21 protein-coding genes and 1 tRNA gene are annotated in these 20,363 nt (G+C 69.4%); 16 read left to right on the top strand and 6 right to left on the bottom strand.

The window, feature by feature from the left end; genetic code table 11:
- Position 1: 1 nt before the first annotated feature.
- The 5 genes from ykgO (at position 2) to nrdF (ending at position 4,682) form a co-directional block, all read left to right on the top strand.
- Entirely contained in the window at positions 2-124 is a 123-nt protein-coding gene (ykgO, locus tag L8M95_RS14945; RefSeq protein ID WP_010541956.1) for a type B 50S ribosomal protein L36, read from the top strand.
- Between the two features lie 617 nt (positions 125-741).
- Positions 742-972 carry a redoxin NrdH gene (locus tag L8M95_RS14940; RefSeq protein ID WP_067712419.1) on the top strand — a complete coding sequence of 77 codons (231 nt, stop codon included), beginning with the start codon at positions 742-744 and terminating at the stop codon, positions 970-972.
- Between the two features lie 41 nt (positions 973-1,013).
- Positions 1,014-1,460, top strand: coding sequence for a class Ib ribonucleoside-diphosphate reductase assembly flavoprotein NrdI (gene nrdI, locus L8M95_RS14935; RefSeq protein WP_260486874.1), 447 nt, complete (start codon positions 1,014-1,016; stop codon positions 1,458-1,460).
- Between the two features lie 68 nt (positions 1,461-1,528).
- Positions 1,529-3,610 carry a class 1b ribonucleoside-diphosphate reductase subunit alpha gene (gene nrdE, locus L8M95_RS14930; RefSeq protein WP_260489276.1) on the top strand — a complete coding sequence of 694 codons (2,082 nt, stop codon included), beginning with the start codon at positions 1,529-1,531 and terminating at the stop codon, positions 3,608-3,610.
- Positions 3,611-3,665: 55 nt separating this feature from the next.
- Positions 3,666-4,682 carry a class 1b ribonucleoside-diphosphate reductase subunit beta gene (gene nrdF, locus L8M95_RS14925; protein ID WP_260486873.1) on the top strand — a complete coding sequence of 339 codons (1,017 nt, stop codon included), beginning with the start codon at positions 3,666-3,668 and terminating at the stop codon, positions 4,680-4,682.
- A 134-nt stretch (positions 4,683-4,816) separates the two neighbouring features.
- On the opposite strand, the gene L8M95_RS14920 is transcribed toward nrdF, so the two are convergent.
- A complete protein-coding gene (locus L8M95_RS14920) occupies positions 4,817-5,953 on the bottom strand; it encodes an ABC transporter substrate-binding protein (protein ID WP_260486872.1) in 1,137 nt (378 codons plus the stop codon).
- 254 nt (positions 5,954-6,207) lie between these two features.
- On the opposite strand from L8M95_RS14920, the gene ctaD reads away from it, so the two are divergent.
- The 3 genes from ctaD (at position 6,208) to L8M95_RS14905 (ending at position 10,156) form a co-directional block, all read left to right on the top strand.
- The gene (ctaD, locus tag L8M95_RS14915) at positions 6,208-7,968 is read left to right on the top strand and encodes a cytochrome c oxidase subunit I (protein WP_260486871.1); all 1,761 of its coding nucleotides are present in this window, start codon (positions 6,208-6,210) and stop codon (positions 7,966-7,968) included.
- A gap of 134 nt (positions 7,969-8,102) precedes the next feature.
- A complete protein-coding gene (serB, locus tag L8M95_RS14910) occupies positions 8,103-9,332 on the top strand; it encodes a phosphoserine phosphatase SerB (RefSeq protein ID WP_260486870.1) in 1,230 nt (409 codons plus the stop codon).
- Complete coding sequence (locus L8M95_RS14905) at positions 9,329-10,156, top strand: peptidyl-tRNA hydrolase (protein ID WP_260486869.1); 828 nt, start codon at positions 9,329-9,331, stop codon at positions 10,154-10,156. Before serB ends, L8M95_RS14905 begins: the two co-directional genes overlap by 4 nt.
- Before the next feature lie 24 nt (positions 10,157-10,180).
- On the opposite strand, the gene L8M95_RS14900 is transcribed toward L8M95_RS14905, so the two are convergent.
- Together L8M95_RS14900 and L8M95_RS14895 are read right to left on the bottom strand one after the other, a co-directional pair.
- Positions 10,181-12,289, bottom strand: coding sequence for an ATP-dependent DNA helicase (locus L8M95_RS14900; RefSeq protein WP_260486868.1), 2,109 nt, complete (start codon positions 12,287-12,289; stop codon positions 10,181-10,183).
- A 93-nt stretch (positions 12,290-12,382) separates the two neighbouring features.
- Positions 12,383-13,732 (bottom strand): nicotinate phosphoribosyltransferase, encoded by a 1,350-nt coding sequence (locus tag L8M95_RS14895; protein WP_260486867.1) that lies wholly within the window; start codon positions 13,730-13,732, stop codon positions 12,383-12,385.
- A 53-nt stretch (positions 13,733-13,785) separates the two neighbouring features.
- On the opposite strand from L8M95_RS14895, the gene clpS reads away from it, so the two are divergent.
- The 7 genes from clpS to L8M95_RS14860 all read left to right on the top strand — a co-directional run bounded on the left by clpS (position 13,786) and on the right by L8M95_RS14860 (position 18,619).
- Positions 13,786-14,130 (top strand): ATP-dependent Clp protease adapter ClpS, encoded by a 345-nt coding sequence (gene clpS, locus L8M95_RS14890; RefSeq protein WP_396118975.1) that lies wholly within the window; start codon positions 13,786-13,788, stop codon positions 14,128-14,130.
- Between the two features lie 4 nt (positions 14,131-14,134).
- On the top strand, positions 14,135-14,752 hold the full coding sequence (locus L8M95_RS14885; protein ID WP_260486866.1) for a DUF2017 domain-containing protein: 618 nt from the start codon (positions 14,135-14,137) through the stop codon (positions 14,750-14,752).
- A gap of 70 nt (positions 14,753-14,822) precedes the next feature.
- Complete coding sequence (locus tag L8M95_RS14880; protein ID WP_260486865.1) at positions 14,823-15,506, top strand: rhomboid family intramembrane serine protease; 684 nt, start codon at positions 14,823-14,825, stop codon at positions 15,504-15,506.
- Positions 15,503-16,318 carry a glutamate racemase gene (murI, locus tag L8M95_RS14875; RefSeq protein ID WP_260486864.1) on the top strand — a complete coding sequence of 272 codons (816 nt, stop codon included), beginning with the start codon at positions 15,503-15,505 and terminating at the stop codon, positions 16,316-16,318. The genes L8M95_RS14880 and murI overlap by 4 nt, the downstream gene beginning before the upstream one ends.
- Positions 16,319-16,391: 73 nt before the next feature.
- Positions 16,392-17,171, top strand: coding sequence for an MBL fold metallo-hydrolase (locus L8M95_RS14870; RefSeq protein ID WP_260486863.1), 780 nt, complete (start codon positions 16,392-16,394; stop codon positions 17,169-17,171).
- A gap of 42 nt (positions 17,172-17,213) precedes the next feature.
- Positions 17,214-17,999 carry a ribonuclease PH gene (rph, locus tag L8M95_RS14865; protein ID WP_260486862.1) on the top strand — a complete coding sequence of 262 codons (786 nt, stop codon included), beginning with the start codon at positions 17,214-17,216 and terminating at the stop codon, positions 17,997-17,999.
- 2 nt (positions 18,000-18,001) lie between these two features.
- Positions 18,002-18,619 carry a non-canonical purine NTP pyrophosphatase gene (locus L8M95_RS14860; RefSeq protein WP_260486861.1) on the top strand — a complete coding sequence of 206 codons (618 nt, stop codon included), beginning with the start codon at positions 18,002-18,004 and terminating at the stop codon, positions 18,617-18,619.
- A 142-nt stretch (positions 18,620-18,761) separates the two neighbouring features.
- On the opposite strand, the gene L8M95_RS14855 is transcribed toward L8M95_RS14860, so the two are convergent.
- Entirely contained in the window at positions 18,762-19,136 is a 375-nt protein-coding gene (locus L8M95_RS14855) for a DUF3817 domain-containing protein (protein ID WP_260486860.1), read from the bottom strand.
- Complete coding sequence (locus tag L8M95_RS14850; protein WP_260486859.1) at positions 19,133-19,693, bottom strand: hypothetical protein; 561 nt, start codon at positions 19,691-19,693, stop codon at positions 19,133-19,135. The genes L8M95_RS14855 and L8M95_RS14850 overlap by 4 nt, the downstream gene beginning before the upstream one ends.
- 59 nt (positions 19,694-19,752) lie before the next feature.
- On the opposite strand from L8M95_RS14850, the gene L8M95_RS14845 reads away from it, so the two are divergent.
- A tRNA-Leu gene (locus L8M95_RS14845) sits at positions 19,753-19,837 on the top strand.
- Here the strand turns inward: L8M95_RS14845 and L8M95_RS14840 are convergent.
- A complete protein-coding gene (locus tag L8M95_RS14840) occupies positions 19,816-20,352 on the bottom strand; it encodes a gluconokinase (RefSeq protein WP_260486858.1) in 537 nt (178 codons plus the stop codon). The two genes, L8M95_RS14845 and L8M95_RS14840, sit on opposite strands and share 22 nt — an antisense overlap.
- Between the last annotated feature and the right edge of the window lie 11 nt (positions 20,353-20,363).

Here is a 20,363-nt window from a genome sequence, read left to right as displayed (position 1 = left end):
GATGAAGGTCCGCAAGTCCCTTCGGTCGCTGAAGAACAAGCCGGGCGCCCAGGTTGTCCGTCGTCGCGGCAAGGTCTACGTGATCAACCGCAAGGACCCCCGTTTCAAGGCCCGCCAGGGCTGACGCGTCCGCGTGAGTTCTCACGCACCCACGAGGGCCCGCCTCCGGTTCGCCGGCGGCGGGCCCTCGTCGTCGTCGTACCCCTACCTCGGCGCCCACGGGCCGGCGGTGACTCTCGCCACCCCGCGGTGACCTTCCCCACCGCACGGTGACCTCCCTCCGACCACGACGCTCCCCGGCGGCTCCGGACGCTCCACGTCCACGTCCTTGTGGAGGGGGTGGGGACAATCTGTGGGGCTTCTGGGGAGGTCCTGTGGGATGCCGACCCGCCTCTCCGGGACGGTCGTCGGCGTGCGACCGTGGGTGTGCACTGCCCCGGATCGACGGTCGGAGAGCGGGGTTCCCACCGGGGGTCCGCAGTGTCCACAAGGCGGGATCGCGACCTGGGAATACCACCCATGTAAGACCAAAATGTTGTGGTCGATTGACTCGTCGGCCACTAGGGGTAGTGTCTAGAGGTGTTGCGGGACCAAGGAATGCCACACGTGGGATCCGGTCCGTGACCCCCGACAGACACCGCGGTCATCCACAGGCCGGGCGAGAGCCCGGCTCCGGGAAGCCGTAACGAGAAGAGCCCCTCGCGCCGACCGGGCGCCGTGCCGAAAGAGGTCCTGAGACTCATGGTCACCGTCTACACCAAGCCCGCCTGCGTCCAGTGCAACGCCACCTACAAGGCGCTCGACAAGCAGGGCATCGAGTACGAGATCATCGACATCTCGATGGACGACGAGGCTCGGGAGTACGTCATGGCCCTCGGATACCTCCAGGCGCCCGTCGTGGTCGCGGGTTCCGATCACTGGTCCGGCTTCCGCCCGGACCGCATCAAGGCGCTCGCCACCGTGGCTGCCTGACAGCGCGGTCACTCCAGAGTTCCTTCGACAAGGGGGCGGCGATGGCGGCTCCGATGCCGGCCGAGATGCCGGTGAGGATCGTCTACTTCTCCAACATCTCCGAGAACACCAAACGATTCGTCGACCGGCTCGGTCTCCCAGCACTGCGCATACCGGTGCGGAGGACCGAGCTCGTCCCCGTGGTGTCGGACCCGTATGTTCTGATCGTTCCGACCTACGGGGGAAGCCTCGAGATCACAGGCAAGAACGGGGCCGCGGTCCCGAGGCAGGTGGTCGCGTTTCTCAACAACGCGCACAACAGAAGTCTCTGCCGGGGAGTCATCGCCGGCGGTAACACCAACTTCGGACGGGATTTCGGTCGCTCCGGCGACGTGATCGCAAAGAAGCTGGGGGTCCCGTACCTCTACCGCTTCGAGTTGATGGGCACACACGAGGACGTCATCCGCGTCCGAGAGGGATTGGAAGAGTTTTGGCAGCACCAACCGTGAACCCCGAGATCATCGCCGCGGGAGAGGCGGGCGAGGGTCAGCGCCTCGACTACCACGCCCTCAACGCGATGCTCAACCTCTACGACGCGGACGGGAAGATCCAGTTCGACGCGGACCGCCGTGCGGCGCGGGAGTACTTCCTCCAGCACGTCAACCAGAACACCGTCTTCTTCCACAACCTCGACGAGAAGCTCGACTACCTGGTCGAGAAGGACTACTACGAGCGTGACGTGCTGGACCAGTACGCGCGCAACTTCGTGCGCGAACTGTTCGACCACGCGTACGCCAAGAAGTTCCGCTTCCCGACGTTCCTTGGTGCGTTCAAGTACTACACGTCGTACACGCTCAAGACCTTCGACGGTAAGCGCTACCTCGAACGCTACGAGGACCGCGTGTGCATGGTGGCGCTCACCCTCGCCGCCGGTGACCAGGTGCTGGCCCGCCGGCTGGTGGACGAGATCATCGACGGCCGGTTCCAGCCGGCCACGCCGACGTTCCTCAACTCGGGCAAGAAGCAGCGTGGAGAGCCCGTCTCGTGCTTCCTGCTGCGCATCGAGGACAACATGGAGTCCATCGGCCGCAGCATCAACTCCGCGCTGCAGCTGTCCAAGCGGGGCGGCGGCGTGGCACTGCTGCTGTCGAACCTCCGTGAGCACGGCGCGCCCATCAAGCACATCGAGAACCAGTCCTCCGGCGTCATCCCCGTGATGAAGCTGCTGGAGGACTCGTTCTCCTACGCCAACCAGCTCGGAGCCCGCCAAGGTGCCGGCGCCGTGTACCTGCACGCCCACCACCCGGACATCTTCAAGTTCCTCGACACCAAGCGCGAGAACGCCGACGAGAAGATCCGTATCAAGACGCTGTCGCTGGGCGTGGTGATCCCGGACATCACCTTCGAGCTCGCCAAGCGCAACGACGACATGTACCTCTTCTCGCCGTACGACGTCGAGCGGATCTACGGCAAGCCCTTCGCCGATGTCGACATCTCGGAGCATTACCACGAGATGGTCGAGGACAGCCGGATCAAGAAGACCAAGATCAACGCCCGGCACTTCTTCCAGACCGTCGCCGAGCTGCAGTTCGAGTCCGGTTACCCGTACATCATGTACGAGGACACCGTGAACCGGGCCAACCCGATCGCCGGCAAGATCACGCACTCCAACCTGTGCTCCGAGATCCTGCAGGTCTCCACGGCGTCGGAGTTCAACGAGGACCTGAGCTACTCGGAGGTGGGCAAGGACATCTCCTGCAACCTGGGCTCGCTCAACATCGCCAAGGCCATGGACTCCCCGGACTTCGGTCAGACCATCGAGACGGCGATCCGGGGACTGACCGCGGTCTCCGACCAGACCCACATCAACTCGGTGCCGTCGATCGAGCGGGGCAACTCGGAGTCGCACGCGATCGGCCTGGGGCAGATGAACCTCCACGGCTACCTCGCGCGCGAGCGGATCCACTACGGATCCGAGGAGGGCATCGACTTCACGAACATCTACTTCTACACGGTGCTCTACCACGCACTCCGGTCGTCGAACGCGATCGCACGCGAGCGCGGGACCTGGTTCGCCGGGTTCCCGGAGTCGAAGTACGCCTCGGGTGAGTTCTTCGACAAGTACACCGATCAGGTGTGGGAGCCGGCGACCGACCGGGTCCGCCAGCTCTTCTCCGAGGCCGAGGTGACCATCCCCACGCAGGAGGACTGGCACGCGCTGAAGGCCGACGTGCAGAAGTACGGCATCTACAACCAGAACCTGCAGGCGGTGCCGCCGACGGGATCGATCAGCTACATCAACAACTCCACGTCGTCGATCCACCCGGTGGCCTCGAAGATCGAGATCCGCAAGGAGGGCAAGATCGGGCGCGTCTACTACCCGGCGCCCTACCTGACCAACGACAACCTGGACTACTACCAGGACGCGTACGAGATCGGCTACGAGAAGATCATCGACACCTACGCGGCGGCCACCCAGCACGTCGACCAGGGATTGTCGCTGACCCTGTTCTTCAAGGACACGGCCACCACCCGTGAGGTCAACCGCGCCCAGATCTACGCGTGGCGCAAGGGCATCAAGACCCTGTACTACATCCGCGTGCGTCAGCTCGCGCTCGAGGGCACCGAGGTCGAGGGCTGCGTCTCGTGCATGCTCTGACCGCCCGGCCGCAGGCCTGCGCCCCGAACCCCACACGCCACCAGGAGGAGATCCGATGACCGCCGAGCTGCACGCTCCGGGATCCCACAGTCCCGCCGCCGGCATCCAGCCCAAGCTCGTCGACCGGGTGTCGGCCATCAACTGGAACCGCATCCCCGACGAGGTCGACGATCAGGTCTGGGGCCGCCTCACCACCAACTTCTGGCTTCCGGAGAAGGTGCCGGTCTCCAACGACATCCCGTCGTGGCAGACCCTGACCGAGTACGAGCAGCAGCTGACCACCCGCGTCTTCACGGGCCTGACCCTGCTGGACACCCTCCAGGGCACCGTCGGCGCGGTCAGCATGATCCCCGATGCGTCGACACCGCACGAGGAGGCGGTGCTCACCAACATCGCGTTCATGGAGTCGGTGCACGCCAAGAGCTACTCGACGATCTTCTCCACCCTGTGCTCGACCCCGCAGGTGGACGATGCGTTCCGCTGGGCGGAGGAGAACCCCTTCCTCCAGAAGAAGGCCAAGATCGTGCTCGGGTACTACTCGGGGGACGATCCGCTCAAGCGCAAGATCGCTTCGGTGATGCTCGAGTCGTTCATGTTCTATTCGGGCTTCTACCTCCCCATGCGGTGGTCCTCGCGGGCCAAGCTCACCAACACCGCCGACGTCATCCGGCTCATCATCCGCGATGAGGCGGTGCACGGCTACTACATCGGGTACAAGTACCAGCGCGCCCTCGAGCACGTCACCCAGGCCGAGCGGGACGAGCTCAAGGACTACACCTTCGAGCTGCTGTTCGAGCTGTACGACAACGAGGCGGACTACACCGAGGATCTCTACGATCCGGTGGGCTGGACCGAGGACGTCAAGAAGTTCCTGCGCTACAACGCCAACAAGGCGTTGATGAACATGGGCTACGAGGGGATGTTCCCCAAGGACGAGACCGACGTCGACCCGGCCATCCTGTCGGCACTGAGCCCCAACGCCGACGAGAACCACGACTTCTTCTCCGGCTCCGGCAGCTCCTACGTCATGGGCAAGGCCGAGGCCACCGAGGACGAGGACTGGGACTTCTGACCCGCCGGTTCTGACCCGAGACGCCCCTGCGACCGAACCGGTCGCAGGGGCGTCGTCGTAGTTGGGGGCGGTGTGTGCGACTAGCCGTCGGGGGCGGTGTGTGCGACTAGCCGTCCGGGGGGCGGTGTGTGCGACTAGCCGTCGGGGGCGATCCCGTTGATCGAACTCCGGATGTCGTCCAACACCGCCCGCGCAGCCACCGGACCGGCACCCTCCCACACCGCCCGGTCCATCACGAACACACGGCGGGACCCCACGGCGTCCAGCTCCGTCCACCGGTCCGACGAGAAGACCTCGCGGGCCGCGTCCTCGGAGCCGGGCTCGCCTCCGACGACAGCGAAGATCACGTCACCGTCGAGCTCGTCGCCCAGCGGGGGAGACTCGGGCAGTGGCGGGACACGCTCGCCGTCCCGGGTGCGCTGAGCGGGAGGTCGCCCGGCGCCCACGGCTTCCAACATCAGGGAGCCCAGCGTGTCCGGTCTCTGCACAACCACACCATCGCCGTCACCACCGGTCACCGAGAGCAGGGAGACCTGGGTGTCCGACGGCGTGGCCGCGTCTGCTGCGCGCCGCGCTCGGTCGATCACGTCCAACAGGAGATCCCCACCGGCGCGCGGTCGGCCGTAGGCGTCGGCGATCGCCTCGGTGGCATCAGCCCACGCGAGGATGTCGGCGTCGTAGACGACGGTGGGGGCCACGCCCGTCAGGGCGTCGACCACACCCGGCTCCAGGTCGTCCGATCCCGCGAGGACGATGAGGTCCGGTCGCAGCTCCCGCGCGGCCCGCGCGACCTCGTCGGCATCCGCGCCGGATTCGAGCCCCACCGTCGGCAGTCCGACCAGGGAGGCCGGCAGGTAGACGTCCGCGTCACGGGGCAGCCCGGAGGTGCCGACGACGAGGTCCTGAAGTCCGAGCGCACAGGCGGTGTCCACCGCGCCCGCACCGAGCGCGAGGACCCGTTCCGGTGCCCGCGGGACCGACACCGTGCTCGTGCCCGGGCCCTCGGTGGGGACCCTCCGGTCGCCGGTCCCCGCGAACTCCGCAGAGACCGGGGTGGGGGCGCACGACTCCTCCGGCTCGGCCGAGCGTTGGAGCTCCTCGCCGGCCATCCGCGACGGCGTGGTCGTCATCGGGCTCTCCACCATGTCGACGGGGGAGGGGCCGCAGGCGACGAGAGCAAGACCTGCCGCCAGCGGAACCGCGGCCCACGAGGCGCGCCGCGCATACCCCCGCGCGGGGTCACGGCGGGGCACGGTCACGGAATCGGTCATGGGTCAACAGCCTAGGAGATCGGCCCCGAGGGGTCGCTCCCGCGGAGGTCGTGGGTGGGTGATGCACGCCTGTCCGGGCGGGCCGGACCGCCGCGCGATTATCGGGGGTGACCACCGGTGACGAGTTCGGCGGGGTGGGTGGGCCTTCCTCTCAGGCGGGGGTTAGGATTGCGGTCACGCACTATTCCTATGCGTTCGACGTGGGGTCGGTGGTTCGACCCACGACGTCGGGTGAGGCGTTCAGGAGGACCCTTATGACCGCAGTGGCCCCCAAGCCGGTCCACGAACTCGACCACCCGCCGGGTGAACCCACGGGTAATGCCCGGCCGGGCTCGTTCGTGTGGAAGATGCTGACGACGACTGACCACAAGATGCTCGGCATCATGTACATCGTCTCCTGCTTCATCTTCTTCTTCATCGGCGGCCTCATGGCGCTGCTCATCCGGGCGGAGCTCTTCTTCCCGGGCATGCAGTTCCTGTCGAATGAGCAGTTCAACCAGCTGTTCACCATGCACGGCACGGTGATGCTGCTGCTCTACGGAACCCCGATCGTGGTCGGGTTCGCGAACTACATCATGCCGCTGCAGATCGGTGCCCCCGATGTGGCGTTCCCGCGGCTCAACGCGTTCGGCTTCTGGCTGTTCACCGCCGGCGGCGTCATCATGCTGTCGGGCTTCCTGACCCCCGGTGGCGCGGCGTCCTTCGGCTGGACCATGTACATGCCGCTGGCGGACAAGATCCACTCGCCGAACGTGGGCGCGGACCTCTGGATCCTCGGCGTCGGCATCGGCGGCATCGGCACCATCCTCGGTGCCGTCAACTTCGTCACCACCATCATCTGCCTTCGCGCACCGGGAATGACCATGTTCCGGATGCCGATCTTCACGTGGAACATCCTCGTGGCGTCGGTGCTCATCCTGCTGATCTTCCCGCTGCTCACCGCCGCCGCGCTCGGCGTCTTCTACGACCGCACCTTCGGTGGCCGTATCTACGATCCGGGCAACGGTGGCGCCATCCTGTGGCAGCACCTGTTCTGGTTCTTCGGACACCCTGAGGTGTACGTCCTCGCGCTGCCGTTCTTCGGCATCGTCTCCGAGGTCTTCCCGGTCTTTTCCCGGAAGCCGCTGTTCGGCTATGCCGGCCTGGTCTTCGCGACCCTGGCCATCGCCGCACTGTCCATGGCCGTCTGGGCGCACCACATGTACGTCACCGGTGCGGTGCTGCTGCCGTTCTTCTCCTTCATGACGTTCCTCATCGCCGTTCCCACCGGCGTGAAGTTCTTCAACTGGATCGGCACGATGTGGCGCGGCAAGATGACTTTCGAGACGCCGATGATGTTCGCCCTCGGCTTCATCGTCACCTTCCTCTTCGGTGGTCTGACGGGCGTCATGATGGCCTCGGCGCCGATCGACTTCCACATCTCCGACACGTACTTCATCGTGGCGCACTTCCACTACACGCTCTTCGGCACCATCGTGTTCGCCACGTTCGCCGGCGTGTACTTCTGGTTCCCCAAGATGACGGGTCGGATGTACGACGAGCGACTCGGGAAGCTGCACTTCTGGCTGATCTTCATCGGCTTCCACACCACGTTCCTCGTCCAGCACTGGCTGGGTAACCAGGGCATGCCCCGCCGGTACGCCGACTACCTGGATTCGGACAACTTCACCGTCCTCAACCAGATCTCCACGGTCGGTTCGTTCATCCTCGGCATCGCGATGCTCCCGTTCATCTGGAACATCATCAAGAGCTGGCGCTACGGCGAGATCGTCACGGTCGACGACCCGTGGGGCGCGGGCAACTCCCTCGAGTGGGCCACGTCCTGCCCGCCGCCGCGCCACAACTTCGTGACGCTGCCCCGCATCCGCTCCGAGCGCCCCGCGTTCGAGCTGCACTACCCGCACATGAGCGAGCGGATGCGCAGCGAGGCACACGTCGGTGGCCGGACCAAGGCGCAGGACCCGGACTCGGCCAAGGACGTCGCCGACCGGGGACCGTCTCCGCAGAAGGGCTGACCGCCCGCCCGTACTCACCCACGGGCGTAGGTCCCGGGAACCCCGTCGGCTGGCTCGTCCACCGGCGGGGTTTCCGCTTGTCGGGCCCCGCAACCACAGCAGCGCCTTTTCCGATTCCCCTGTCAGGAGTACATGTGAGCACCACCGGCACCCCGGCTCTCCTCACCGTCACCGGACCCGACCGCCCGGGCGTGACCGCGCGCGTCATGTCCGTTCTCGCATCCCACCACGCGGACCTCGTCGACGTGGAGCAGGTCGTCGTCAACGGACACCTGTCCCTGGGCCTCATGGTCAGGGTGGACGACGGTGCCGATGTCGTCACGGTCGTCCGGGAGCTCACCGAACAGGTCCACGACCTCGGGATGCAACTGGAGGTCCAGTTCGACGACATCGCCCCCGCGGCCCCGCCCTCCACGCACGCGGTCGTGATCCTCGGCAGTCCGGTCCCGGCGTCCGCGTTCTCCGCCGTCGCCGGTTCGCTGGCCTCCATCGGCGCGAACATCGACACCATCCGTGGCATCGCCGACTACCCGGTCACGGGTATCGAGTTGCACGTGTCGACGGCCGGCCGGGACTCGGCCGACGATTCGCGTCTGCGCGAGACCCTCGCCCCGCTCTCGGACGCCCACGGCGTCGACATCTCGGTGGACCGGGCCGGTCTCGGCCGCCGGTCGAAGCGACTCGTGGTCTTCGACGTGGACTCCACCCTCGTCCAGGGCGAGGTCATCGAGATGCTCGCCGCGCACGCGGGCAAGGAGGACGAGGTCCGGGCCGTGACGGAACGGGCCATGCGTGGCGAGCTCGACTTCGCGCAGTCCCTTCACGAGCGTGTCGCGACCCTGGCCGGGCTGCCGGCCACAGTGTTGGACGAGGTCGCGTCGAACATCGTGCTCACGCCCGGCGCCCGCACGACGATCCGCACGCTCAAGCGGCTGGGGATCCGCTGCGGTGTGGTCTCCGGAGGCTTCATCCAGGTGATCTCGGGCCTCGCAGAGGAGCTGGGACTCGACTTCGCCCGTGCCAACACTCTCGAGATCGTGGACGGCACACTCACCGGCCGGGTGGTCGGGGAGGTGGTCGACAGGGAAGCCAAGGCGGCCTATCTCCGCGAGTTCGCCGAGGAACTCGGGATCTCGCTGAGCCAGACCGTCGCGGTCGGCGACGGCGCCAACGACATCGACATGCTCACCACGGCCGGTCTGGGGATCGCGTTCTGCGCCAAGCCCGCCCTGCGCGAGGTGGCGGATGCGTCGCTGTCCAAGCCGTTCCTCGACACCGTGCTGTTCGTACTGGGGATCACGCGCGACGAGATCGAGGCCGCGGACACCGCCGCCGGTACGTACCGTCGCGTCCCACTGACGTGACCGGGGCGCCCGGACCGGACGGGTCCGAGTCGGATGCCCCGGGGCCGGGCGCGTCCGGGACCGATGCGCCCATCAGTGGTGGTCCGGCGTCCGGCGCGGCGCTCGACTGGTGCCACGCCAGACTGCGCGCGGGGTCGGCTGGTGCCGAGGACCCCGACGATCGCGCGACGGTGCGATCAATGCCGATCGTGCTGCACCTGCCCAAGACGGACCCGCCGGACCGGACGCCACTCCTGGAGTCGGTGGCCGGCGCGGTCGCTGCCCTCTGCCTGGACGAGCGGGTGGCGCCGGGAGGGCAGTGGCACGAGGCGTACTCGGCGTGGCTGGACGCCCGGATGCGCAAGATCGCCCGTCGTGCCCGCGGCGCGCAGTGGAGGGCCTCGCTGGAGGTTCCCGGGGTCACGTGGGAGATCGGCGGGGCGAGCGCCCGGGCGTTCGTCCCCGGCCCGGTGGACGAGGTGGACCCGCGGTTGGCCCGACTGCAGATCGGCGGCACCGACCTCGCCCGCGACGAGCCCGGCACACCGCCCGTGGGGAGACCTGTCGTGTGGATCGACGGGGCGCTGGAGATGTCGACGGGCAAGGCCGCGGCCCAGGTGGGCCACGGGGTGATGCTGCTCATCGCCGAGATGGGGCGCGATCGCCTCGACCAGTGGCTCGCGGACGGGATGCCGCTCGCCGTCCGGGAGGCCGATCCCGCGCGGTGGCGGGAGCTCTCGGACGCGGTGGCCTCGCGGGCTCCGGGAGTTGCCGCGGTCGTGGACGCCGGGTACACCGAGGTGGCACCGGGGTCGCTCACGGTCATCGCGGTCGACGGCCACTGACAGACGACCACCGGCCCGAGTCGTTCAGGCGTCGCGCAGGCGCTCCAGAGCGCCGATCACGACGTCCTTGTCGGTGGTCTGCCAGAAGGGCGGCAGGGAGGCGCGGAGGTATCCGCCGTACCGGGCGGTGACCAGGCGGGAGTCGAGCACCGCCACCACGCCACGGTCCTCGGTGCGCCGCAGGAGTCGGCCCACGCCCTGGGCGAGCAGGAGGGCGGCGTGGTTACCGGCGACGGCGAGGAATCCGTTCCCCCCGCGGGCCGCCACCGCACGCTGACGCGCCGAGAGCAGCGGGTCGTCCGGACGGGGGAACGGGATGCGGTCGATCACGACCAGTGACAGGGTCCGCCCGGGGACGTCGACGCCCTGCCACAACGAGAGGGTGCCGACCAGCGTCGTCTCCTCGTCCTCGGCGAACTTCGCGACGAGGTTGGCCGTCGAGTCCTCTCCCTGGCAGAGGACGGGGGTGTCGAGTGCGTCGCGGAGGAGTTCGGCCGCGGCCTTCGCGGCCCGCATCGACGAGAACAACCCGAGCGTGCGGCCCCCGGCTGCGGTGATGAGGTCGACCAGTTCCTCCTCCGCCGCGGGTGACGGGCCCTCCCGGCCCGGCGCGGGCAGGTGCGATGCCACGTAGAGGATGCCGTTGCGGCGGTAGTCGAACGGAGATCCCGCGTCGAGGCCCGTCCAGCGCAACGAGCCGGCGTCGTCGTCGGAGGGGGGCTCGAGCGCCACCGCGCTCGCGGTGTCCGGGCGCGCCGACGAGGCGGGCGGCAGTCCCCACGTCGCGGCGAGGCCGTCGAATTTCCCGCCCGTGGTGAGGGTCGCGGAGGTGAGGATCACCGTGGACTCGGCGAACAGTCGGGCTCGGAGGAGTCCGGCGACCGACAGGGGAGCGACGCGCAGGATCCGTCCCCGCCGTTCCTCCACGCTCATCCACACGATCTCCAGCCGTTCGGTGACCGGCCTCTCGAAGGACGAGAGGATGCGGTCCGCGGCGTCGGTGATCTCGTCCAACGCCGCGAGGGTCTTCTGGCGGTCGGACGCACCCTGTGGGTCTCCGGCGGCCTCGCCCGGTTTCGGGCCGGGCACCGCGCTGCGACAGTTCTCGGCGGTGTGGCGGACGGCGGCCAGTGCGAGGTCGGCACCCTCGGGCATGAGGTCCCACCGTGCCTCGGGGCAGATCTCCAGCAGCGTCGCGAGGCCTTCCCCGGCAGCGACCATACGGTCCGCCGTCTGCTGGTCGACGAGCTTGGCGGCCCGGCGCGCGGCCTGGATAACCGCGGCGCCGGTCAGCTCTGCGGTGGTCACGCCGGTGACCCGGTCGGAGAGCTCGTGGGCCTCGTCGATCACCACCGCGTCGTGCTCGGGCAGGACGGAGACGTCCGTCATCGCGTCGATCGCGAGCAGGGCGTGGTTGGTCACCACCACGTCGGCGCGGCCGGCCTCCTGGCGTGCCAGTTCAGCGAAGCACTCGGAGAACTCGGGGCAGACCTGCCCCAGGCATTCCCGGCTCGTCACCGACACCTGCCGCCACGCCGCGTCGGAGACGCCACGGGGCAGGTCGTCACGGTCGCCCGTGTCGGTCTCCTGTGCCCAGTCGTGCAGTCGTGCGATCTCACGACCCAGCCATGAGCTCGGACCGGTGTCCCGGGGCGAGGTCTCGCGCGGGGTGCGCGCAGCCGTGGACTCACCTCCGAGGGGGAGGTCGAACAGTTCCTCGGTCTCGATCTCCTCGGGATCGGCCTCGTCGACCGGTCCGGTGCTCACCCGGTGCAGGCACAGGTAGTTGCCCCGGCCCTTGAGGATCGCGTGGGAGGGGCTGACACCGAGTTCCGGGCGGAGCGCCTTGGACAACCGCGGCAGGTCGCGGTCGACCAGTTGGTTCTGCAGTGCGATGGTGGCCGTGGAGACCACCACGGTATTGCCGGTGGCCACAGCGTGGCGTAGTGCCGGGACCAGGTAGGCCAGGGACTTGCCGGTACCCGTGCCGGCCTGGACGGCGAGGTGTTCACCGGTGGCGAGCGCATTGCCGACGGCCTCGGCCATCGTCACCTGGCCCGTGCGTTCGCTCCCGCCCAGGCTCTCCACCGCGGTGGAGAGCAGCTCGGAGACGGGGGGAAGCGAGTCGGTCACGCGGATACCCTAGCGGCCCGGCCGGACATTGCGCCCGGCCGGACAGTGCGCCCGACCGGACAGTGCGCCCGGCCGGACACTGCGCCCGGCCGCTCAGCGGGCGGCCGGGGGGATGACCCTCACGGGGATGGCGGGGTCGCCCTCGCTCAGTGCGAGCCCCTCCCACGGCAGGGACACCATCACGGTGGCGTGGTGGGCGCGTGATTGCTCGAGGGTGGGCAACCCGGGGACGGGCTCGCCGCCCCGGATGAGCGGGATCACGAGGTCGCGCTTCTCGAGGCCCGGCTCGTCGGGAGCGCTACCGGACCACGGCATCAGTACCTCCTCGACAGCGGTGCCGGTGCGGCGGTGGAGGCGGACCGCCCGCTTGGCGCCGGGCAGGGACTCCTTCTGCGCGGAGCGCTTGGCCACCGGTATCCCGTCGACCTCCACGAGTTTGTAGACCATGCCGGCGGTCGGGGCGCCGGAGCCGGTCACGAGCCGTGTCCCGACGCCGTACACGTCGACCGGCTCCGCGCGCAGCGCGGCGATCGCGTACTCGTCGAGGTCGCCCGAGACCACGATCCGGGTGTTGCGGGCGCCCAGGGCGTCCAGCTGCCCCCGGACCTGCCGGGCGAGCACGCCCAGGTCCCCGGAGTCGATACGGACGCCGCCGAGTCCGGGCCCGGCCACCTCGATCGCCGTATCCACGCCGCGGGTGATGTCGTAGGTGTCCACGAGCAGGGTGGTGTCCACACCGAGGGTCTTCACCTGCGAACGGAACGCCGCCGCCTCGTCTGGGCCCTCCGGGCCGGTGTGCAGCAGAGTGAAGGAGTGGGCGGACGTCCCGGCGGACGGCACCCCGTGCCGGCGCGTCGCCTCCACGTTGGAGGTGGAGTCGAACCCGGTGAGATACGCGGCGCGTGCGGCGGCGACCGCCGCCTCCTCGTGCGTGCGACGGGACCCCATCTCGATGATCGGGCGGCCGCCGGAGGCCGAGGTCATCCGTGCGGCGGCGGAGGCGATCGCACTGTCGTGGTTGAGGACGGACAGGACGAGGGTCTCGAGCACCACACACTCGGCGAACCCGCCCCGGATACTCAGCACGGGCGAGCCCGGGAAGAACAGCTCTCCCTCGGGGTAGCCGTCGACGTCACCGGTGAATCGGAAGTCGCGGAGCCAGGCGGTGGTGCGCTCGTCGAGCGAGTCCGCGAGCGCCTCGATCTCCTCGTCGCCGAACCGGAAGTCCGCCACTCGCTCGAGGAGTCGTCCGGTGCCGCCGATCACCCCGTACCTCCGGCCCGAGGGCAGGCGTCGGGCGAAGACCTCGAATACACAGGGCCGGTCGGCGGTGCCGTCCGCGAGGGCCGCCCGGATCATGGTGAGCTCGTACTTGTCCGTGAGCAGGGCGGTGGACGGCCGCCCCGCGGGGGGCGTGACGTGGGAGGGTGTCGGCGGGGTCACCGGGCCGACTCTACGGCGTGGCCGACCCGGCCGGAATCCGTATCCTGGGTTCCATGCACCCTGTGACGACACCGCTTGCGGCCGTCCGGAGCACCGCCCCCGTGATGGCGATGCCGTCGGCCGCGCCCGTGGAGTCCGCGGACGCGGACCTCGACGGCGGGGTGGACAACCCCTGGCTCACCGTGGTCTGGGACGACCCGGTCAACCTGATGAGCTACGTGACGTACGTGTTCCAGCGGGTGTTCGGCTACAGCAGGGAGAAGGCGCATGACCTGATGCTCAAGGTCCATAACGACGGTCGGGCCGTGGTGTCGTCCGGTAGCCGCGACAAGGTGGAGAGCGACGTCCGCAAGCTGCAGGAGGCCGGACTGTGGGCCACGATGCAGCGGGAGGCGTGAGGCGGTGAAGGCCTGGCAGCGCAAGTCGTCCCTGGGCGGGGCCCGAATCAAGTCGGTCATGGAGAGCCACGAGGTGCAGATTCTGCACGCCCTGGTCTCCAACGTGGTGGACATGTTGGAGCAGCGCCGGGATTCCGCGCCCCGCGACGAGTTGGCCGAGATCACCGGGATGCGCAGTGGTCACTCGCAGGTCCCCGCCGAGGCGCCACTGGCGCGGTTGTTGCCGGACTTCCACCGCCCCGAGGCCGCCGACCGGGTGGACGGCTCCGACGCGGACCGGGCAGCCGTGGCGCGGGCCCACAACTCGGGCATGCGGATGATCCACGAGCCGGCGATCATCGACGCCAAGCTCGACTGCGCGGGCGCGGTGCTGCGCTCGTTGCCCTCGCGCGGCGGGACCGTGTCGCTGACCCTCGAGCAGGCGAATTCCTGGATGCGCTGCCTCAACGACGTGCGACTGGGACTGGGCGCTGTTCTGCTGGAGGCGGGCTCGTCCGACGGGACCGCCGCCACCGACATCCCCGAGTACGTTCCTGACGACGATCCCCGGTCCGCCCAGCTGGATGTGTACCACTGGCTGACCTTCATGCAGGACTCCCTGTGCACGGCTCTGGACGGGTGATGGACCGGGCAGCGGGACGAGGGGCAGCGAGACGACGGGCAGTGAGACGACGGGCGATGAGGAGAACACCGTGAACCGAGACCCCCGTTCCCCGTGGCCGGGCACCGACTCGACCCGGCCGGCCGCCCCGGGACCGCGGCGGTGGCCCGCTCTGGTCCTGCTGTGGTCGTTCGTCGCCCTGATGTGGGTGGTCGAGGCGGCGGACCAGGTGCTCATAGCGGCGGTCGGACCCCAGCAGACCCTCGACGGGTACGGAGTCCAGCCGCTGGCGACGGACGGGCTGCTCGGCATTGTGTTCCAGCCGTTGCTGCACGGGGACTGGGCGCACCTGATCGGCAACTCGATCGCCCTGCTCGTCCTGGGCTCGATCATCGCGCTGTCCGGGATCCGACCGCTGGTGAGCGTCACGCTCGTCTCGTGGCTGATCTCGGGGGTGGTGTCCTGGCTCCTGGGCGGCGCCGGCACCGTCCACATCGGGGCCTCCGGAATCGTGTTCGGTTACATCTTCTACGTCATCGTCCGGGGCTTCTTCTCCCGGCGCATCCTGCACCTGGTGATCGGCCTGGTCATCGGTTTCTACTACGGGCTCGAGGCGCTGGCGGGCCTGTCGCCGATGCTGGACGGCGTGTCCTGGCAGGGGCATCTCGGTGGCGCGATCGGCGGCGTGGCGTCGGCGTACGGGCTCAAGCGTGACCGGAGGCCGCAGCCGCAACCCGCCGCGCAGCCGCGGTGGTCCGCCGGGCCGCGGAGGTGACGCACCGCGACCCGCAGGCTCCCATCGGGGTGTTCGACTCGGGCGCCGGTGGACTGACGGTGGCCCGGGCGATCGTCGACCAACTGCCCGACGAGTCGGTCGTCTACGTCGGTGACACCGCCAACGGACCGTACGGCCCGCTGCCGTTGGCTCAGGTCCGTGCCCATGCCCTGGCGGTGGCGGACCAGCTCGTCGACCGCGGGGTGAAGGCGTTGGTGATCGCGTGCAACACCGCGTCGGCGGCGATGCTCCGGGACGCCCGCGAGCGCTACCCGGTGCCGGTGGTGGAGGTCATCCAGCCGGCCGCCCGACGCGCGGTGGCCACCACCAGGTCGGGCCGGATCGGGGTCATCGCCACGCGCGCGACGGTCGCGTCCCGGGCGTACGACGACGCGGTGGCCGCGGCCGCCGGGATCGAGCTCACCTCGGTGGCGTGTCCGAAGTTCGTGGAGTTCGTCGAGCGCGGCATCACCAGTGGCCGTCAGGTACTCGGGTTGGCGGAGGCGTATCTCGCCCCGATACGCGACGCCGACGTCGACACCCTGGTGCTGGGCTGCACCCATTACCCGTTGCTGTCCGGGGTGGTGCAGCTGGCGGCGGGGGATCACGTCACGCTGGTCTCGAGCGCGGAGGAGACCGCCAAGGACGTGCTGCGCGTCCTCACCGCGGAGGACCTGCTGCGGCCCCACGACCCGGCGGACCCGGCGACCCACGAATACCTCGTCACCGGCGATCCCGACGCCTTCCGGAGGGTGGCGTCCCGGTTCCTGGGACCCGGCATGGTGTCCGTCGGGCGGGCGGGAACGTCCTGATGGGCGGTGACGCGCGTCGCGCGCAGGGGCACGAACCCCACGACGCGTGGGGCGGCGTGGCACGATGGTGCCCATGTTTCTGACTGTCCTCGGGTGCTCGGGAAGTATCGGCGGACCCACCTCGCCGGCGTCCGGGTATCTGGTGGAGGTCGACGGGCTGGCTCCCGTGGTGATCGACATGGGTCCCGGTGTCCTCGGAGCGCTGCAGCGGCACGTGGCCCCTGAGGACGCGACGGTCCTGCTGTCCCATCTCCACGCCGACCACTGCCTGGACGTCCCGAGCCTGTTGGTGCTGCGGCGCTTCGGCCCCGGCGCGAAGGGCGCGGGCAGGGTGCCGCTGGTCGGGCCGTCCGGGACGGCCTACCGGATCGGTGTGGCGTCGGCGGAGGAACCGGGGACGGTCGATGACCTGTCGGACACGTTCGAGGTGGCCACGTGGGATGTCACCCCCGAGGTGGCGATGAGGGGCGACGACGACGAGGTGGCCCTGCGCGTGCGGGCCGACCGGGTGGAGCATCCGCCGGAGTCGTACGGGATGCGCCTGACCTCCCGTAGCGGCCGGGTCCTTGCGTACAGCGGGGACACCGCCTATTGCGACGCCCTGGTCGAGCTCGCCGGTGGCGCGGACGTCCTACTCTGTGAGGCGTCCTGGACGCACGAGGAGGGACGCCCGCCGGGCATCCACATGTCGGGGGCCGAGGCGGGGCTGACAGCGCACCGCGCCGGCGTGGGTCGACTCGTGCTGACCCACATCCCTCCGTGGGTGGACCGTGAGGCGGTACGCGCTGAGGCGGCCGTCGAGTTCGCCGGTGAGATCCTGCTGGCGGAGCCGGATCTGCGGATCACCGTCTAGCAGTCGGTCGACGGGGGCGCGGCGCGGCTAGGATCGGCGGTCGTGACCTCATCGAACAGCAGCAGAGCAGACGGACGCGGCGACGCCGACCTGCGGGACGTGACCATCACGCGGGGGTTCACCTCGCACCCGGCGGGGTCGGTCCTCGTCACCTTCGGGCAGACCCGCGTCATGTGTACGGCCAGCGTCACCGAGGGCGTGCCGCGGTGGCGCAAGGGTTCGGGCCTGGGATGGCTGACGGCGGAGTACGCGATGCTGCCGGCCGCGACCCATGAGCGTTCGGGCCGGGAGTCGGTCCGCGGCAAGGTGGGCGGACGCACCCACGAGATCAGCCGGTTGGTGGGCCGCTCGCTGCGCGCCTGCATCGACTTGTCCGCGCTGGGGGAGAACACGATCGCCTTGGACTGCGACGTGCTGCAGGCAGACGGTGGGACACGGACCGCGGCGATCACCGGCGCGTACGTGGCGCTGGCGGACGCGGTCACGTGGCTTCAGTCCAAGGGCGCGGTCACCGGTAACCCGCTCACCGGGGCCGTCGCCGCGGTGAGCGTCGGCGTGGTCGACGGCCGGGTGCTGTGCGACCTGCCGTACGAGGAGGACTCGCGGGCCGAGGTGGACATGAACGTGGTGTGCACCGACGGCGGCAAGCTCATCGAGGTCCAGGGCACAGCCGAGGGGGCGGCGTTCGGCCGTGACGTGCTGGACGCGATGCTCGACTCGGCGCAGGCCGGCTGCGAGCGACTGTTCGAGATGCAGCGTGAGGCCCTCGCGGCGCCGTACCCGGGCGAGTTGCCCTCGCCGCCGGCCGCGCGGAACCGGGGGCGGTAGTCGTGACCGTCCGTCTGTTGGTCGCGAGCCGCAACGCCAAGAAGTTGGCCGAGCTGCGCCGGGTGCTGGAATCGGCGGGGATCGTCGGCATCGAGCCGGTGGGGCTGGATGAGGTGCCGGATTTCCCGGAGGAGCCCGAGGACGGCGCCACCTTTGCGGACAACGCATTGATCAAGGCCCGCTCCGGCGCCCGGGCCACAGGCCTGCCGTGCCTGGCGGACGACTCCGGCCTGGCGGTGGATGCACTGGGCGGGATGCCCGGGGTGCTCTCTGCACGCTGGTCGGGGCGCCACGGTGACGACGCCGCCAACAACGCTCTCCTGCTCGCGCAGCTGTCCGACGTCCCGGACGAGCGCCGGGGAGCGGCGTTCGTCTCGGCGTGCGCCCTGGTCGGTCCGGGCCTGCCCGGCGAGGTCGTCGAGGAGGGCCGCTGGCCGGGCCGCGTGCTGCGGGAGCCGAGAGGGGAGGGCGGGTTCGGATACGACCCCCTGTTCCTGCCCGAGGGGTCCGACCGCGCGGCCGCCGAGCTCAGCCCGCAGGAGAAGGACGCGGACTCGCACCGCGGCCGCGCCCTGCGTGCACTGGTCCCGGCGCTGCGCGCGCTGGCCGAACGCGGCTGAGGTCTCCGCGGCCCGCCAGCAACACAGCCTGACAGAGATACAGCGCTACAGCCCCTCGGCACCGCACCCCGACGAGAAGGACGTTCCGCACACGTCGTCCGAGAGGGGAGTGTGCGGAACGTCCTTGTCGATGAGGGGAGGGTCAGACCGCGTACTCGGCGTGGACGTCGCGGGTGCGCTTGTGCTCGAACCAGAACGACAGGAACGGGATCGTCCCCGCCAGAGCGGTGAGCAGGGTCCGAACCGCGGGCCAGCGGGCCTTGATCGCCAGGTCGAGCGTCATGAACAGGTACAGGATGTAGAACACGCCGTGCGCCTGGCCGATGTAGGTGAACCACTCCGGGGCGTCCGACGAGCTGTCCAGGATGAGGTACTTGTAGATCATCTCCACCGTGAGCACCAGCAGCCATACACCGGTGATCCAGGCGAGCACGCGGTAGCGCTTGAGGGCGCCCGCGATCTTCCCGCCCGGGTCCGGCTTGCGGTTGTCGGTCGGCGTGGTGGTCGAGGCGGTCATGAAGCAGGCTTCTCCTGGTGGGTACCGTCGGCCCGGTCCTTCCGGGCGAGCTCGGCGAGATAGGCGTTGTAGGCGTCCAGGCCCTCGTCCCGGGCCCCCTCGTCGCGGGCGGGCCGACGCGTCGGGAGCAGGTCTGCGGGGATCTCCGTCATGACACCGAAGCGGTCCCGGCCCGTTCGGTCCTTCCCGGCGGCCGGCAGGTCGGCCGCGCGGTGGTCGACCTCGTCGTCGTCCTCGTCGTCGGAACCCGGTCCGTTTGCGGCACCCGCCGACGCGGAGGCCCAGTCGTCCTCACGGGCCTCCATCCGAACGTACTTCAGGTAGGCGTAGACGAGGAAGCCGGCAAGGAACGGCCACATGAACGTGTAGCCGAGGTTCTGGACGGTGCCGCTGGCCTCCTGGTAGCGGGCGAGCTGCCACAGACCCATCCCCATGCAGAAGATCGCGCCCAGGACCACGAACGCGATCCACGCCGGGCGGTGCCTGACCTTGGTCGGCGCCGGATCCACGGAAGCGGCTGCACTTCCGGTCGCGTGGGAACCCAGGGTGTCGGACACGCCTCCACGGTACCGCTGACCACCGGGTAAACTCATCTCGCCCGGTACCCCCGGGTGACGCGCCCGTGGCGGAATTGGCAGACGCGCTGGATTTAGGTTCCAGTGTCTACGGACGTGGGAGTTCAAGTCTCCCCGGGCGCACCACGGCGTTTCCGGAGCGCAGCCAGGCACTCCTCGGCGATCTCGGCGGCGGGCAGGGAGATCGGGCAGACGATCCCGTTCTCGTCGGGCTCGAGCGGTTCCAGGTCGTCCAGCTGGGACGCCAGGATCCGGCGGGAGGCGAAATGCCCACGGCGGGCGGCGAGGCGGGCCGCGATGAGCTCCGGATCGGCGCCGAGTTCGACGAAGAACACCGGACGGCCGACATCCCGCAGCACATCCCGATAGGTACGGCGCAGCGCCGAACACGCGACGACGAGCCCGGAGCCGAAATCCGCCGGATGGTCGCGATCCCGCATGCGGTCGCGGACCGCGGCCAGCCAGGGCGCGCGGTCATCGTCGCCGAGTGGTTCGCCGGCGCCCAGTTTCCGACGGTTCGTGGGCGGATGCAGATCGTCGGCGTCGAGGAACGGCGAACCCGCGCGTTCGGCGATAGCACGGGCGACGGTCGTCTTCCCGGCACCGGAGACGCCCATGACCACGATGTGCGGTGAGGGCAAGGGAGACCGCC

Source organism: Dietzia sp. B32 (genome assembly GCF_024732245.1).
Lineage (GTDB): Bacteria > Actinomycetota > Actinomycetes > Mycobacteriales > Mycobacteriaceae > Dietzia.
The sequence above is the reverse complement of the archived record's forward strand: the minus strand, read 5'-3'. Positions and strand labels throughout refer to the sequence as shown.

Bases quoted from the DNA above. Each gene is read 5' to 3' on its own strand.
- ykgO (WP_010541956.1), top strand. From the start codon at position 2: ATGAAGGTCCGCAAGTCCCTTCGGTCGCTGAAGAACAAGCCGGGCGCC.
- L8M95_RS14940 (WP_067712419.1), top strand. From the start codon at position 742: ATGGTCACCGTCTACACCAAGCCCGCCTGCGTCCAGTGCAACGCCACC.
- nrdI (WP_260486874.1), top strand. From the start codon at position 1,014: ATGGCGGCTCCGATGCCGGCCGAGATGCCGGTGAGGATCGTCTACTTC.
- nrdE (WP_260489276.1), top strand. From the start codon at position 1,529: ATGCTCAACCTCTACGACGCGGACGGGAAGATCCAGTTCGACGCGGAC.
- nrdF (WP_260486873.1), top strand. From the start codon at position 3,666: ATGACCGCCGAGCTGCACGCTCCGGGATCCCACAGTCCCGCCGCCGGC.
- L8M95_RS14920 (WP_260486872.1), bottom strand. From the start codon at position 5,953: ATGACCGATTCCGTGACCGTGCCCCGCCGTGACCCCGCGCGGGGGTAT.
- ctaD (WP_260486871.1), top strand. From the start codon at position 6,208: ATGACCGCAGTGGCCCCCAAGCCGGTCCACGAACTCGACCACCCGCCG.
- clpS (WP_396118975.1), top strand. From the start codon at position 13,786: ATGCACCCTGTGACGACACCGCTTGCGGCCGTCCGGAGCACCGCCCCC.
- L8M95_RS14870 (WP_260486863.1), top strand. From the start codon at position 16,392: ATGTTTCTGACTGTCCTCGGGTGCTCGGGAAGTATCGGCGGACCCACC.
- L8M95_RS14855 (WP_260486860.1), bottom strand. From the start codon at position 19,136: ATGACCGCCTCGACCACCACGCCGACCGACAACCGCAAGCCGGACCCG.